The organism is Streptomyces sp. NPDC058295 (genome assembly GCF_042880655.1).
GTDB lineage: Bacteria > Actinomycetota > Actinomycetes > Streptomycetales > Streptomycetaceae > Streptomyces > Streptomyces coriariae.
Genome location: NZ_JBHVYO010000056.1, coordinates 17,691 through 32,056 on the forward strand (window position 1 = coordinate 17,691; position 14,366 = coordinate 32,056).

A 14,366-nucleotide genomic window follows, 5' to 3' on the forward strand; every position below is an offset into this window, starting at 1 on the left:
CACGGGCGAGCCGGAGGCCGCTGAGGGCCTCGGTCACAACAGATTGAGCTCGCGGGCGCGGCGCACCGCGTCGTTGCGGCGGTTGACCGCCAGCTTGCGGTAGACGCTCTTCAGGTGGGTCTTGACGGTGTTCACCGAGACGTACAGATCGGCGGCTATCTCCTCCGTCGACATCGTCAGGGCGAGCCTGCCGAGCACATCGCGTTCGCGTCCGCTCAGCTCCTCCACGAGCGGGAGCGGCGGACTCTCGGACGCCGCCGCGCCGGAAGCGGCCCGGTCCGTCGCCGGTATCCGCGGTGCCATGGCGTCCAGGAACGGGCGGATCCACGGACCGGCATCGACGAAGGGCCGTCGCAGCCCGTCCCGCCGTGCCTCGCGCAGGGCCTGGGCCACCAGTCGGCGCGAGGTGACCGCGTCCCCCGACCCGTCCGCCGCCTGCGCTCTCACCAGCAGGGCCCGGACGGTCACCGCGGGGCCCGCGCCGCCTTCGGACCGTACGCCGTCGAGCAGTTCGATCGCCGCCCCGGGTCGGCCCGCCGCGAGCTGGGCCCGCGCGGCCCCCACCGCGCACGCCGGCTGCTCCTCGGACAACGGCTGCAACACCTCGAAAGCGGTCTCCGGCCGGCCTCCCGCCAGATGCGCGGCGGAGACGACGAGCGCCGTCTGGCCCGCCGCCCAGGGGGAGATCACGGCGGCCGGCACCGCTCGTTCCGCCGCTGCGAGGGCGGCTCGGGTGTCGCCGCGGGCCAGATGCAGACGGGCGGTCGCGATGGCCCGGCCCGCCTCCATGACCGGGTCCCGCAGCGCCGGGTCCGACTCGGCCGCCTCGGCGAGCAGCGCCCGCGCCCGGCCCAGGTCGTCACGGTCCACGGCGACGGCGGCCAGCACCAGCCGCCCCATGCCGGAACCGGACGGCTGGGGCAGCCCGAACCGCTCCGTCTCGGTCACCGCCGCCCGGGCCTTCCGCTCCGCCTTGCCCAGCCAGCCGTTCAGATAGTCGATCAGAGCCAGCCGGCCGAGCGAGTCCTCGCGGGCCAGTGCCGTCGCAGCCCCCGCCGAGGCGCCGGCCACCCGTGACAGCGCGGCGGACGCGTCGTCGAACCGCCCCGCCCACAGGCGGGCCGAGCCCAGATGGGCCAGCAGCAGCGCGGTGAGCTCGGGATGCCTCTCCAGCAGGTGGGCGGGGGCCTGGTCGCACAGCGTCTCGGCAGCCGTCGCGGCCCGCTCCGCCCGGCCCGGCGCGCCGGTCAGCCGGGCGGCCAACGCCTCGAGCAGGGCGCAGCTCAAGCGGGCCGCCACCAGGCCGGGCTCCTCGCCCGCCGGACTCCACTCGGCCGTCAGGGCCTGTTCCGCCGCATCGCCGGGCCCGGCCGTCAGGCCCAGTTCGGCCGTCAGGCCCTGCTCCGCGCGGCGCAGGTGCCGCAGGCCCCGGTCGAGATCGCGCCGGGACAGGTCCCCGGCGGCACGGACCAGGTCCGTCGCGGGGCCCGCGGCCTCCGGTCCCATCCGGGAGAACAGTTCGGCGAGTTCGTCGGAGCGCAGGCCGGTGAAGAGCCAGCCGATGGCGAGATCGTCGATCAGGGCGCCGGCGGTGAACTCCCAGTCACCCGCGGCGGCGCCCTGGCACAGGGTCTCCGTGAGGGCTCCGGAGCCCCGCAGCCAGTGCGCGGCCCGCCGGTGCAGTTCGGGCTCCAGGCCGGGCGAGCGCACCCGCAGATGGGCCTGGAGGATCTCACCGAAGAGCGGGTGGAGGCGGTACCAGTCCTGGCCGAGGTGCTCGACGAAGGCGTTCTCTCGGTAGAGCCCGGCGAGGATGGGCCCGGCATCGGTGCGTTCCGTCAGCGCGTTCACCAGCTCGGGGCGGAACCGGTCGAGGACGCTGACCCGCAGCAGGAGGTCCTGCGTCTCGGGCGGCTGCCGTCTGAGCACCTCCGCGAGCAGGAAGTCGGCGACCGTGGTGCGGTCGGCCTCGAACTCCTTCAGATAGAGCTCCGGATCCGGGTTCTCCCGCGCGGCGAGGGCGCACAGCCGCAGTCCGGCGGCCCAGCCCCGGGTGCGCTCCACCAGACCGTGGGTCGCGTGTGCCGGAAGCCGCAGTCCGTGCAGGCCGAGGAGCTCGGCCGCCTCCTCGGCGGTGAACGCCAGCTCCGCGCCCCGGATCTCGGTCAGGTCGCCGGCCGCCCGGTAGCGGTGCAGCGGCAGCAGCGGCTCGGTCCGGGTGACGAGGATCAGGCGCAGGCCGTCCCCGGCGTGGTGCAGAACGAACTCCAGCTGGTCCGCGATCTCCGGATCGATCACCCGGTCGAACTCGTCGAGCACCACGATCACGGGCCGGTCCCGGGTGCTCAGCTCGGCGGCGAGCCGCGCCAGCAGGTTGGGGGGCACGCGGCTCGCGTCCGCGGGGCAGCCGATCTCGGCGGGCAGCTGCGTCCCGGAGGCGCGCAGGGCATGGAGCAGGTAGGCCCAGAGCATGCCGGGGCCCTGCTCCGCCGCGTCCGCGGTGAGCCAGGCGACGGGCCGGTCACGGGCCTCGGCCCAGTCGGCGACCAGCAGCGTCTTGCCCGCGCCCGCGGCGCCGTTGACCATCGTCAGCGGGGTGCGCAGCGCCTCGTCGAGATGCCTGACCAGCCGCTCGCGCCGCAGGAACGTCACCGGCCGGGCCGGTATGGCGAACCGAGTGCGTAGAAACGGATCGCCCTGCGGATCGGCGTACGACGCCTCCGGATCGGTTCCGCTCTCCTCGAGCCCAGCCATGGCGCTCACCGCCCGTGGTCGTCAGATCATGGGTCGCGTTCCTCACCCCCAGGATCCCAGGGTTTCGCCCCGGGTGCCCTGCGAGGCTCCCGCACGAGACGGCTCGACGTGCCGGCGCCGGGGCAGCGGAACCCGGCCACGAACCGGCCCACGGCGTGCGCGCGGCGAAGCCCGGCGCCCACCCGGCCACGGCGTGTTCGCGACGAAGCCCGGGGAAACCCGGGCCAGGACTCGCGGATTGGCCTTGGCCGACGGCTGCGCCCACCGCCTACCGTCACCGGCATGCGCATTCGAATCGTCGACGCCTTCACCGACCGCCCCTTCACCGGCAACCCGGCCGGGGTCCTGCTCCTGGACGCCTTCCCGGACGACAACCGGCTCCAGAACGTGGCTCTGGAGGTCAACCACGCCGAGACGGCGTTCGCCCACCCGCTCCCCGAGGGCGGCGAGGCGGACTGGGCCCTGCGCTGGTTCACGCCCGTCGCCGAGGTCGACATGTGCGGCCACGCCACGCTCGCCACGGCCCATGTCCTGCACACCACGGGCGCCCACGAGGGCCCGGTGCGCTTCGCCACCCGCAGCGGTGTCCTCGTCGCGACGCCGGCCGAGGACGGCTCGATCACCCTGGACTTCCCGACCGCCCCGCTGACCGGGGTCGAGATCCCGGCCGGCGTCGCCGACGCCCTGGGCGCCGAGCCGCTCGCCTGTGTCGACACCGGACCGCACGTCGGCGACCTGCTGATCGAGCTGGCCGACGAGAAGACCGTGCACGCCCTGCGGCCCGACCACAAGGCCCTGGCCGCTCACTCACGCCGCGGCATCATCGCGACCGCCCGCGCCGAGAACGCGGACCTCGGATACGACTTCGTCTCCCGCTGCTTCTTCCCGAACATCGGCATCGACGAGGACCCGGTGACCGGCAGCGCCCACACCGCCCTGGCGCCCTACTGGGCCGAGCGGCTCGGCCGCACCGCCCTGATCGGCCTCCAGGCCTCGCCCCGGGCCGGCCGGGTCCGCACCGAACTGTGCGGCGAGCGCACCCTGCTGAGCGGCCGAGCGGTCACGGTCATCGAGGGCGAACTGCTCGCCTGAGTGCTGTCCGGCGGGGACGTCCGGGCCGGCTCACGCCGTCGGCAGCCACCCCACCTTCCCCGCCAGCAGCGCGTATCCCACGAAGGCTCCGATGTCGAGCAGGGAGTGGGCCACCACCAGGGGGCCCACCCGGCCCCAGCGCCGGTAGAGGTAGACGAACACCACGCCCATCGCCATGTTGCCGAGGAAGCCGCCGATGCCCTGGTAGAGGTGGTAGGAGCCGCGCAGCACGGCGCTGGCCACGAGCGCGGTGCCCGGAGTCCAGCCCAACTGCCCCAGCCGGCGCAGCAGATAGCCGACGACGACGACCTCTTCGAGGATCGCGTTCTGCAGCGCGGACAAGATCAGCACCGGGTACTTCCACCACACGTCCGGCAGCGCCTCCGGCACCACCGTGAGGTTGAAGCCGAGGCCGCGCGCCGCCAGGTAGAAGGCGATGCCCGTGCTGCCGATCACCGCCGCGATCGCCGCCCCGCGACCGAGGTCCGGCCAAGGCCGGGTGCGGTCGAAGCCCAGGGTCCTCAGCCCCTGTCCCTCGCGCAGCAGGAAGTGCGCGACCAGGGCCACCGGGACGAGCGCCTTGGCGATCCAGAACAGCTGCCAGGCGAGATCGAGCCATGGACGACCGGGCGCGGCCGAGGCGTTGAGGGTCGCCGCCTGGTCCTTCAGACCGCCCGGCTCGGTGACCGATCCGACAAAACTGATCAGGGCCGACACACCGCTCGCACCGAGCGAAACCCCCAGAACGAGCAGTGTCTCATTGCGGAAAATCCGCCGCGAGAGCTGCTCCCGCGGAAAAGAATCAGCCACCTACCCTGCCTCCACCTGCACACGTGCCTCCGGTTGCGTTCCCGCCGCATCCCCACCCCTGCCTCGCCAGGGTCTCGAAAGAAGTGACGAAGATCGTGCGTGACAGGCCGTCGGGGGACGGGCGCCGTACGGGGTGTACCTCCCCTTCGCAGGCCGAGCGGCGGAAATCCGCCACGGGGGCCGGCAGGGAGGGGCGCCACCGTCATGGGACGTCACAGCTTGCCCGATCAGTACGGGGCGGGCGGCAGCGACCCCCGTCCGCGGCTCCGCCGCCGCACCGTGGCCCTCGCGACCGCCCTCGTGCTCACGGTCGCCGGGTGTGCCGCGGCCGCCGTGCGCAGCGGGTTACTCTCCTTCGGCTCGCCCTGCCGCGAACACCCCGTGCGGCTGACCGTGGCCGCCTCCCCGGACGTGACCCCGGCGCTCTCGGTCGCGGCCGAGCAGGCCGAGGACAGCGGGCTCACCTCCGACGGACAGTGCCTCGCGGTCGGCGTCACGGCACGCGAGTCGTCCAAGGTCGCCGAGACGCCGGCGGCGGCAGGGACCCGGACGCGCAGGTGTGGATGGCCGACTCGGACCTGTGGGTCCAGCGGATCACCGCCGACCGCAAGGCGACCCCGGTCACCCCGGCCCCACGGGTCGGCGCGTAAACCGCCCCGGACCCGGACCCGGACCGGGACCGGGACCGGGACCGGGACCCCTGCTGACCCCACCCACGGGCGCGGGGAACTGCGCGACCAGCCCCCACCGCCCCGCAGCCGACGAACCACCGAGAGCCCCGAGCCTCCCCGCGCCCTTGGGCCCCCGAGCCCCCGGGCCTCCTCGGGCCCGGGGCCCCACCCCGCCTCACCCCAAGGACGCAGGCTCCGGCAACCCCACGGGCCACGTATGCACCGGCTCCCCCAGATGCATCAGCTCCGCGTACCGCCGCGTGGTCGCCGCCAGCGCCGCGTCCCGCGACAACCCCGCCTCCACCGCCCGGTGGAACGTCGCCACCTGCCAGCTCGCCCCGTTGGTCCGCCGTCGGCACCGCTCCTCGATGACCCCCAGATAGAAGTCACGGTCGGCCGGCTCCACGCCCCACCCGTCCAGCCCCGCCTCCGCCAGCGGCAGCAGCTCGTCCCGTACGAGACTCACCGCGTCCACCTCGGCCAGACCGCCCAGCCGCCCGCGCCGCGGCCACTGGAGCCGCGCCTCGATCCCGTACCGGCAGGCCGCGTCGAAGTTGGCCTCGGCCACCTCGAACGGCAGCCGGGACCACACCGGCCGGGACTCCTCGGCCAGGGCCCGGACCACGCCGTAGTAGAAGGCCGCGTTGGCGACCACGTCGGTCACGGTCGGCCCGGCGGGCAGGACACGGTTCTCCACCCGCAGGTGCGGAACGCCGTCGGCGATGCCGTAGACGGGCCGGTTCCAGCGGTAGACCGTACCGTTGTGCAGGACGAGTTCGGCGAGCGAGGGCACCCCGCCCGCGTCCAGGACCTCCAACGGGTCCTCGTCGTCGCAGATCGGCAGCAGCGGCGGGAAGAACCGCAGGTTCTCCTCGAACAGCTCGTACGCCGAACCGACCCACCGCTCCCCGAACCACGTCCGCGGCCGTACGCCCTGCGCCTGCAGTTCCGGTGGCCGGGTGTCGGTGGCCTGCTGGAACAGCGGGGGCCGCGACTCCCGCCACAGCTCGTGACCGAACAGGAAGGGCGAGTTGGCGCCGACGGCGATCTGCGCGGCGGTGACCGCCTGCGCGGCGTTCCACACCGCGGCGAAGCGGCCCGGCGTGACCTGGAGGTGCAGTTGCACGGAGGTGCAGGCCGCCTCGGGCACGATCGACTTCGAGGTGCACGACAGCCGCTCGACCCCGTCGATCTCCAGGGCGAACTCCTCTCCCCTGGCGGCCACGATCTGGTCGTTGAGGAGGGTGTAGCGGTCTACCTCGGAAAGGTTCGACGAGACCAGGTCGTCCCGGTCGAGCGTGGGCAGAATACCGATCATCACGATACCGGCGTCGACCTCGCCCGCCTTTCGGTGGGCATATGCCAGTGACGTACGGAGTTCTTCCGCGAGCCGGTCGAATACCCGGCCCCCCAATCGATGTGGGGCTATGTTCACTTCCAGATTGAACATGGCGAGTTCTGTTTGGAAATCTCGGCTCGCGATCCTCTCCAGTACTTGCCCATTCAGCATTCTCGGCTGGCCGTCGGCACCCGCGAGATTCAGTTCGATCTCGAGCCCCATGAGGTTCTTGGGGCGGTCGAAGCGCTTCTGGGCCAGGAGCCGCTCGAGCCCCGTCAGACACCGCCGGAGCTTGTCCCGGTAGTGCTGACGATCGGACAGGTCGAACGCGCCTGCCACGACCTTTTCCCCCATCGAAGCGTCCCTCCTCGCGTGGGCGGACCGGCGATCCCGGCCGCCGGATGATCCCGGTCAGGTGGGATGATGCCCAGCCGGGCCGATCGATAACGTCCCCCACGCGGCCCGGCACCCGCTACGCTGACCGAAAGCCAGCGGCGGTGACCGCTGGCACATTCACGGGGCATGCGGCCGAAGGCCCTTTCACGAAATATGGAACTCGTGAAAAACGCCGACGGAAATACGCCGACCGCGTCACGCACATAAGCCGAGGTCATCGCCGCGCGCCCCGCTCTGAATCGGGATGATTCACCCCTATCGCCGACCGAATGAACCCTTGCCGAGTGTCCCGGGATCGACTAGACGAAACACAGTCTGAACACATGTCGTATAAACTTCGCGGACAAGGCAGAGAAGGTTGGCGCCCACAGTCGAAGGAGCCTGTCGTCGAGGTGACGGCAGGCCGCTCGCGCACCCCCGCACCCCCAGACTCCGGCCCCCGCCTCTCCGACCTGTTCGAGAGCCAGCTGACAGCGCCGTCCGCCCACGCCCTCGCGCCACCGTGCCTGTCGAATGAGAGGCGACCCACCATGCCTTTGCATGTCCCCCCGGCCCCCGCGCCCGCCCTTCGCTCCGTCCTCATGGCACTCGGTTCCCCCACCGCGGTCCGCGAGGCTCGTACGCCCGCCCTGCGCACCGCTCAGGGCGATGTCACTCCCGAACTCCCGCTGCCCCTGCACGTCCTGGACCGGATCGCCCCCGAAGGCGTGGCCGCGACCCGGCTGGCCGGCTGGCGCTTCCTGATCCGCTGCGGCGACCGCGCCGTGGCCGCGGCCGAGACCCGGCTCACCCCGGACGGCTGGGCGTTCTCGCACTTCTTCGAAGGCCCCTACATCGCCTCCACCGAACGCGCCCTGCGCCAGGCCGAGTCGACCGCCCAGCCGTTCCAGGCGCGGCTGCTGTCGGTGCCCGGGCTCTACATGCTCACCCTCTGGCTGCACGGGGACAGTTCGTCGGACGGCACCACGGGGCATCCCGCCCCGACCGACCTCCTGGTGCCGTTGGCCCCGGCACCGCCCGGGATCGCCGCACACCGCGCGCACCGGGTAGCCGATCTGCTTCCGCTGCTCACTCTCCGTGTCACCCCCGCGACCCCGCCCCTGCTCGGTTCGCCGGCCTGACCGTTCGGCCCCTCGACCGGCCGACCCCGCACCCCGTACCCCGTCACCGCGGCCCCGGTGGCGGGGTACGGCGCGTCCGTGGACCCGAGAACCTCCCGGGCGCCGTCCGGACTAGCCCCATTCGGCCACCGGGAACCACCCGAAGTGACAGTGCGGTTGGGATGAACCGCCCCGCGCGGGTGATGCGTCATGAACCTGTGAGAAGCGGTGCCGCGAAATCCCTGCGGAACGACCTCCGTGGGGCAACACTGGGTTCCGACGGACTTATCACAACGGGGGGCGGCCATGAACGACGTTTCACGCCGCGGAACAGACACCACAGCCATCTCAGACCTCACGCCAGAGCGGAAGTTCCCATCCATGTGCCAGCACCAGCCACCGTGCCCGACAGCGACCTCAGCCGACCGGGAATCCGCGCGCCTCACGGCGCACCACCCGGAGCAGGGCTGGAGCCTGCTGTGCAACGGCGTCCTGCTCTTCGAGGACACCGGTGAGCTCCTGCCGGACGGCCGGGTCATCGCCCCTCACCGGGTCGTGACCGCCGCCTGAGCATCAGCCGGACGGCGCGGGACCGCCGTCCGCAGACATGAGGGGCCGGCCCGCGGAGACCACCGCGAACCGGCCCCGACGCACGTTCACAGCAGCTCACTCCCCGTAGTCGCCCCGTCTCGGCGTGGCGCGTACCCGGGTATCCCTTCCCACGAGAGCGCATGTTCCGGAAGAATTCTGGAAGTTTCGGCGCCACGTCCGGAACCACGCGACGGAGGTGGGGAAGTGACAGCGGACGACACCATGCCCGTGTCCCGGGGCAGAATCACGATCACGGAGATCGCCCGCCGGGCCGGCGTCTCGGTGCCGACCGTGTCCCGGGTCGTCAACGGCCGCTCGGACGTCTCGCCGGGTACCAGGGCCCGGGTCGAGGACCTGCTGCGGGTGCACGGCTACCGCAAGCGCCCCGCCGCCGCCCGCACCCGGGCCGCACTGCTCGACCTGGTCTTCAACGACCTCGACAGCCCCTGGGCGGTGGAGATCATCCGGGGGGTCGAGGAGGTCGCCCACGCGGCCGGGGTGGGCACCGTGGTGTCGGCGATCCACGGCCGCTCGGGCGACGCCCGCGAGTGGATGCGCAACCTGCGCGCCCGCGCCTCCGACGGCGTCATCCTCGTCACCTCGGCCCTCGAGCCCACGCTGCACGAGCAGTTGCGCATCCTGGGCGTCCCGCTGGTCGTCGTCGATCCGATGGGCTCCCCCGCCGTCGACACCCCGACCATCGGCGCCGCCAACTGGGCGGGCGGCCTGGTGGCCACCGAGCATCTGCTGTCGCTGGGCCACCGGAGGATCGGCCTGATCGCCGGCCCGCCCCGGCTGCTGTGCTCCCGCGCCCGCTACGACGGCTACCGGGCCGCTCTGGAGGCGGCCGGTCTCGCCGTGGACGAGACCCTCGTCGTCCCCGGCGACTTCCGCCCCGAGTCGGGCTTCACCGGTTGCACCGCCCTGCTCGGTCTGCCCGAACCGCCGACCGCCGTGTTCGCGGCCAGCGACCAGATGGCGCTCGGCGCGATCGAGGCGCTGCGCCGGCGCGGACTGCGGGCCCCGGAGGACATGAGCGTGGTCGGTTTCGACGACCTTCCGGAAGTCCGCTGGTCCGCACCGCCGTTGACCACCGTCCGCCAGCCGCTCGCCGACATGGGCAAACTGGCCGCCCGCACCGTCCTGAGCCTGGCCCGCGGCGAGCGCCCCGACTCGCCGCGGGTGGAACTGGGCACCGAGCTGGTGGTCCGTTCGAGCACCGCGCCGCCCCGCTCCGCCCAGGGTCTGTCCGGCCGGACAGGCCCTAGCTGAGCGCCTCCCGGATCGCCCGGTAGGCCGGCTTCGGCGCGAGCTGCTCGTCCCAGGGCAGCGCCGCGCCCTCGCCGGGGAAGAACGCCGGAATCCACGAGTACTTGTCGGTGTAGTCCCAGACGGTGATGCCCACGCACCTCCGCACCGCGAGGCACGCCTCGGTCATGTCCCGGTACCAGTCGGCCTGTTGGGCCAGCTTCTCGTCGGTCGCGGGCAGCAGCATCCGGACGTCGACCTCGGTGAGCGCGGTGTCCAGGCCGAGCCGGGAGAAGCGGCGGAGGTTGTCCTCCAGGCTCGTCGGATAGCCGTACTGGAGGGCGAGGTGCGCCTGGAGGCCGATGCCGTCGAGCGGCACGCGCTGGGCCTTCAGCTCCTTGGCGAGGGCGTAGTAGGCGTCGCTCTTCGGGCCGACGGCCTCGATGTTGTAGTCGTTGAGGTAGAGCTTCGCCTTCGGGTCGGCCTGGTGGGCCCACCGCAGGGCGTCGGCGATGTAACCCGGGCCGAGCGTCTTGTAGAAGACCGTCTCGCGGTAGGTGCCGTCCTCGTTGAACGCCTCGTTGACGACGTCCCAGGCGTAGACCTTGCCCCGGTAGTGGCGCACCTCGGTCTGGATGTGGTTCTTCAGGACGGCCCGCAGCTCGTCCGCCGTCCACTCCCTGCCGGTCAGCCAGCCGGGCAGCTGGCTGTGCCAGACGAGGGTGTGGGCGCGGACCTTCTGGTGGTGGTCGCGCGCGAGGTCGACGATCTCGTCGCCGGCCGTCCAGTCGAAGACGCCCTGCTGCGGCTCGGTGGCGTACCACTTCATGCCGTTGCCCGGGGTGATCATGTCGAACTCCTCGCCCAGGATCTTCGTATAGGCGGTGTCGGTGAGTTCGGGGTTGTCGGTGGCGCTGCCGAAGTAGCGGCCGTGGCGCTGCGCGAGGTCGGCGAGGGTCGTACGCGGCTTTCCGTGCGCCGGGCCCTCGTGCGCCTGGGCGGCCGGTCCGGTGGCGACACCGGAGGCGACCAGGACGGCTGCGAGGGCGCCGGCGAGTCTGAGCCGGGTGCGGGCGGCGGTGCTGGGCATGGTGCGACTCCTCACGGTAGGGGTGAGCCGTACGGGTCCGCGGGCGCGCGTCATCCCTTGGTGGCGCCGGCGGTGAGGCCGCCGACGAGCTGGCGCTCGGCGACGGAGTAGAACGCCAGGGCGGGCACCATGGCGAGGACGAGATAGGCGAAGACGCGCGCGTACTCCGCGGAGTACTGGCCCTGGAACTGCTGGACGCCGATCGGGATGGTCCACCAGGTGGGTTCGTTGAATACCAGCAGCGGCAGCAGGAAGTTGTTCCAGCTGCCGACGACGGCGAGCACCGAGACCGTGCCGAGGGCGGGCCTTGCCATGGGCAGCAGGACCCGCCAGAAGAAGCCGAGGGGTCCGCAGCCGTCGAGGGTGGCCGCCTCCTCCAGCTCGGCGGGGATCTGCCGGAAGAACCCGCGCAGGACGACGATGGTCATCGGCAGCCCGAAGGCGGCCTGCGGCAGGATCACGCCGAGCGGGTTGTCCAGCAGTCCGATCGAGCGCAGCAGCAGGAACAGGGGCAGTGCCGCCACCGCGAAGGGGAACATCAGCCCCATCGTGAACAGGGTGAACAGCATCTCCCGGCCGCGGAACGCGAACCGGGCGAAGGAGAAGGCGGCCAGCGCGGAGACCGCGACGACCACCACGGTCGTACCGGCCGCGATGAGCGTGCTGCTGCCGACGAGCTGCCAGAAGGAGCCGGAGCCGAGGATGTCCGTGTAGTTGGACGTGACCCAGGGATCGGGCAGGCCGATGGGGTTGCGGGAGAGCTGGTCGGTGGACTTGAAGCCGGACAGCACGGCGTAGCCGAGCGGTACGGCCATCACCGCGCCGACGAGCCCGAGGACGAGGTGCAGGGGAAGTGTCCGGCCGGTCCGGCGGGTGCTCCGGCCGGTCTCACGGGTTTTCACGCGCCGCCTCCTCGCATGGTCGTGGTGGCGCCCTGAAGGTCCCGGCGGAGCACGAACCGCTGGTAGGCGAGGGCGAAGACGAGACTGATGCCGAACATGGCCACGCTGATCGCGCTGGCGTAGCCGACCTGGTAGCGCTTGAAGCCGTACTGGAACATGGTCACGGCCATCGTCTCGGAGTGGTGGTCGGGGCCACCCGCGGTGACCACCCACACCAGGTCGAAGAGCTGGATCGAGCCGATGACCGACAGGAAGACGCTGATCCGCAGGGTCGGCGCGAGCAGCGGCAGGGTGACGTTGCGGAAGCGCTGCCAGGGACCCGCTCCGTCGATCAGGGCGGCCTCCGTCAACTCGGCCGGGATGGACTGGAGTCCGGCGAGGTAGAGCATCATGTGGAAGCCGAAGTACTTCCACGTCATGACCAGGAAGAGGGTGGCCATGACGGTGGAGGGGTCGGCGAACCACTGGCCGCCCGCCCCGTCCAGGCCGACCGCCCCCAGGACGTGGTCGGCGAGACCGTCGTCCGGGGCGAAGATCATGCTGAACAGCACGCCGGTGATCGCCTCGGAGAGGATGTACGGCGCGAAGAACAGCATCCGGTACACGGCCCGGCCGCGGATCTTCTGGTTGAGCGCGACGGCGAGGGCGAGCGCGAACGGCAGCTGCAGGACGAGCGAGAGCCCGACCAGGAGCAGACAGCGCCACAGGTCGCCCAGGAACACCGGGTCCTGGAAGAGCCGGGTGAAGTTGTCGCCGCCGATGTAGTCGTCGGGCATGCCGAAGCCGCCCCAGCGGAAGAACGAGGCGTACAGCGCGAACAGCATCGGCAGCAGCACGAGCGTGCCGAAGAGCACCAGCGCCGGCACCTGGAAGCCGACGGCGGTGAGCCAGTGCCGCGCCCGCCGCCGCGTCCGGCTCCGGCCCGAGCCGGGAGAAGGGGGCGGCGGGCCGACGTCCGGGCCGCTGCGCTTGTCCGGAAGGAAGGTGGAGGTCATCGCCTGCTACTGCTCTTCCTTCGCGACCTTGGTGATCGACTCGGTGACCTGCTGAGGCGACTTGGACCCGGCTATGAGGGCGGCGACGCTGTCGTTGACCTCCTGGCCGAGGGCCGGCGCGTAGGCCTGGTCGAGGTAGAGCTGGAAGCCGGTGGCGGCCTTCAACTGGGCCTGTACGGCCTTGATGTTGGGGTCGGTGATGGCGCTCTCCGCGGCCGGCAGGACGGGCAGCACCCCGGTCTTCTTGACCAGTTCGGTGTCCGTGGCGGCGGAGGCGAAGAACTTCAGGAAGTCGACGGCCGCCTGCGGGGCGTCCTTGCGCAGAGCGTGCCCGCCGCCTCCGCCGAACACCTCGGTGATCACACCCTTGCCCCCGTCGACCGCCGGGAACGGGAAGAAGCCGAGCTTCACCCCGAGGCCCTTGCCCGCGTCGGCCTCCACCGACGGCGCCCACTGACCCATGAGTTCCATCGCCGCCTTGCCGTTGCCGACGGCGGCGGCCTGGCCGGTGGGGCTGGAGTAGGCGGCGCCGAGGAAGCCCTTCTGGAACGGCTTGAGGTCGACGAGGTCCTGGAGGTGCTGTCCGGCCTGGACGAACCCGTCCCCGGTGAAGTCCTTGTCGTCCCCGGCCTTCGTCAGGGCGTCGACCCCGGCGGTGCGCATCGCGAGATAGGCCCAGAAGTACATACCCGGCCACTTCTCCTTGCCCGCGAGCGCGAGGGGCGTGATACCGGCGGCCTTCAGCTTGCGCACCGCGTCGAGGAAGGCGCTCCAGGTGGTCGGTGGAGCGCTGATTCCGGCCTGCTCGAAGAGCGCCTTGTTGTACCAGAAACCGATCATGCCGATGTCGAACGGGATGCCGTACGCCTTCTCGTCGAGCAGGTAGGGCGCACGGGCGACCGACAGCAGTCCGTCGCCCCACCCCTTCGTCCGCTCCGTGAGGTCCTCGACGAGCCCGGCGTCGACCTGCTGTTTCAGGACACCGCCGCCCCAGGTGTGGAAGATGTCGGGCAGCTTCCCCGACGCGGTCAGCGCCGTCATCTTCGACTTGTAGGCGTCGTTCTCCAACTGCACGATCTTGATCTTCACCTTGGGGTTCTGGGCCTCGAACTGCTTGGCGAGAGCGGCCCAGACGTCCTTGGCCGGCTGGGTGGTGGAGATGTTCCACCACTCGATGGTGGTCGTCCCCGACGACCCTCCGTCCGAGTCGCCGCCGCAGGCGCTCAGTGCCGTCATGCTCAGACCGGCCGCGGCGGAGGCCGCCAGAAAGCCGCGGCGGGAGAGTGCCGGGTCGCCCATCATGCGCTCCTTGATAGATCGAAAGTTTCGAACCAGATCCAGAAAGCTTCGCTGCTGCCGCACCCTAGAGACACCCTCG

At 71.7% G+C, this 14,366-nt stretch carries 11 protein-coding genes; 4 read left to right on the forward strand and 7 right to left on the reverse strand.

Annotated elements, in window-relative coordinates; translation table 11 throughout:
- Window positions 1-33: 33 nt before the first annotated feature.
- On the reverse strand, window positions 34-2,754 hold the full coding sequence (locus tag ACFVYS_RS37595) for a LuxR C-terminal-related transcriptional regulator (protein ID WP_389509522.1): 2,721 nt from the start codon (window positions 2,752-2,754) through the stop codon (window positions 34-36).
- A 282-nt stretch (window positions 2,755-3,036) separates the two neighbouring features.
- On the opposite strand from ACFVYS_RS37595, the gene ACFVYS_RS37600 reads away from it, so the two are divergent.
- Entirely contained in the window at window positions 3,037-3,846 is an 810-nt protein-coding gene (locus ACFVYS_RS37600) for a PhzF family phenazine biosynthesis protein (protein ID WP_389509524.1), read from the forward strand.
- A gap of 30 nt (window positions 3,847-3,876) precedes the next feature.
- Here the strand turns inward: ACFVYS_RS37600 and ACFVYS_RS37605 are convergent, their stop codons facing one another.
- Both ACFVYS_RS37605 and ACFVYS_RS37610 read right to left on the reverse strand, forming a co-directional pair.
- Complete coding sequence (locus ACFVYS_RS37605; protein ID WP_389509526.1) at window positions 3,877-4,656, reverse strand: CPBP family intramembrane glutamic endopeptidase; 780 nt, start codon at window positions 4,654-4,656, stop codon at window positions 3,877-3,879.
- An 846-nt stretch (window positions 4,657-5,502) separates the two neighbouring features.
- Window positions 5,503-7,020: a glutamate--cysteine ligase gene (locus ACFVYS_RS37610; RefSeq protein WP_389509528.1), complete on the reverse strand. Its 1,518-nt coding sequence runs from the start codon at window positions 7,018-7,020 to the stop codon at window positions 5,503-5,505.
- A gap of 572 nt (window positions 7,021-7,592) precedes the next feature.
- On the opposite strand from ACFVYS_RS37610, the gene ACFVYS_RS37615 reads away from it, so the two are divergent.
- The 3 genes from ACFVYS_RS37615 to ACFVYS_RS37625 all read left to right on the forward strand — a co-directional run bounded on the left by ACFVYS_RS37615 (window position 7,593) and on the right by ACFVYS_RS37625 (window position 10,025).
- Window positions 7,593-8,183, forward strand: coding sequence for a hypothetical protein (locus ACFVYS_RS37615; protein WP_389509530.1), 591 nt, complete (start codon window positions 7,593-7,595; stop codon window positions 8,181-8,183).
- 360 nt (window positions 8,184-8,543) lie between these two features.
- On the forward strand, window positions 8,544-8,732 hold the full coding sequence (locus ACFVYS_RS37620) for a DUF5999 family protein (RefSeq protein ID WP_020132802.1): 189 nt from the start codon (window positions 8,544-8,546) through the stop codon (window positions 8,730-8,732).
- A 243-nt stretch (window positions 8,733-8,975) separates the two neighbouring features.
- On the forward strand, window positions 8,976-10,025 hold the full coding sequence (locus ACFVYS_RS37625) for a LacI family DNA-binding transcriptional regulator (RefSeq protein WP_389509553.1): 1,050 nt from the start codon (window positions 8,976-8,978) through the stop codon (window positions 10,023-10,025).
- Here ACFVYS_RS37625 and ACFVYS_RS37630 read toward each other — a convergent pair.
- From ACFVYS_RS37630 to ACFVYS_RS37645, 4 genes are all read right to left on the reverse strand, one after another.
- Window positions 10,018-11,091 carry an endo-1,4-beta-xylanase gene (locus tag ACFVYS_RS37630; RefSeq protein WP_389509532.1) on the reverse strand — a complete coding sequence of 358 codons (1,074 nt, stop codon included), beginning with the start codon at window positions 11,089-11,091 and terminating at the stop codon, window positions 10,018-10,020. The two genes, ACFVYS_RS37625 and ACFVYS_RS37630, sit on opposite strands and share 8 nt — an antisense overlap.
- Before the next feature lie 50 nt (window positions 11,092-11,141).
- Window positions 11,142-11,906: a carbohydrate ABC transporter permease gene (locus ACFVYS_RS37635; protein ID WP_389509555.1), complete on the reverse strand. Its 765-nt coding sequence runs from the start codon at window positions 11,904-11,906 to the stop codon at window positions 11,142-11,144.
- 83 nt (window positions 11,907-11,989) lie between these two features.
- The gene (locus ACFVYS_RS37640) at window positions 11,990-12,988 is read right to left on the reverse strand and encodes a carbohydrate ABC transporter permease (RefSeq protein WP_389509534.1); all 999 of its coding nucleotides are present in this window, start codon (window positions 12,986-12,988) and stop codon (window positions 11,990-11,992) included.
- 6 nt (window positions 12,989-12,994) lie between these two features.
- A complete protein-coding gene (locus ACFVYS_RS37645; protein ID WP_389509557.1) occupies window positions 12,995-14,287 on the reverse strand; it encodes an extracellular solute-binding protein in 1,293 nt (430 codons plus the stop codon).
- Between the last annotated feature and the right edge of the window lie 79 nt (window positions 14,288-14,366).

What these genes read in the sequence shown, in the direction of transcription:
- ACFVYS_RS37610 (WP_389509528.1), bottom strand. Translation starts at nt 7,020, where the DNA reads ATGGGGGAAAAGGTCGTGGCAGGCGCGTTCGACCTGTCCGATCGTCAG.
- ACFVYS_RS37620 (WP_020132802.1), top strand. Translation starts at nt 8,544, where the DNA reads ATGTGCCAGCACCAGCCACCGTGCCCGACAGCGACCTCAGCCGACCGG.
- ACFVYS_RS37630 (WP_389509532.1), bottom strand. Translation starts at nt 11,091, where the DNA reads ATGCCCAGCACCGCCGCCCGCACCCGGCTCAGACTCGCCGGCGCCCTC.
- ACFVYS_RS37640 (WP_389509534.1), bottom strand. Translation starts at nt 12,988, where the DNA reads ATGACCTCCACCTTCCTTCCGGACAAGCGCAGCGGCCCGGACGTCGGC.
- ACFVYS_RS37645 (WP_389509557.1), bottom strand. Translation starts at nt 14,287, where the DNA reads ATGGGCGACCCGGCACTCTCCCGCCGCGGCTTTCTGGCGGCCTCCGCC.
- ACFVYS_RS37635 (WP_389509555.1), bottom strand. Translation starts at nt 11,906, where the DNA reads ATGGCCGTACCGCTCGGCTACGCCGTGCTGTCCGGCTTCAAGTCCACC.
- ACFVYS_RS37625 (WP_389509553.1), top strand. Translation starts at nt 8,976, where the DNA reads ATGCCCGTGTCCCGGGGCAGAATCACGATCACGGAGATCGCCCGCCGG.
- ACFVYS_RS37615 (WP_389509530.1), top strand. Translation starts at nt 7,593, where the DNA reads ATGCCTTTGCATGTCCCCCCGGCCCCCGCGCCCGCCCTTCGCTCCGTC.
- ACFVYS_RS37600 (WP_389509524.1), top strand. Translation starts at nt 3,037, where the DNA reads ATGCGCATTCGAATCGTCGACGCCTTCACCGACCGCCCCTTCACCGGC.
- ACFVYS_RS37595 (WP_389509522.1), bottom strand. Translation starts at nt 2,754, where the DNA reads ATGGCTGGGCTCGAGGAGAGCGGAACCGATCCGGAGGCGTCGTACGCC.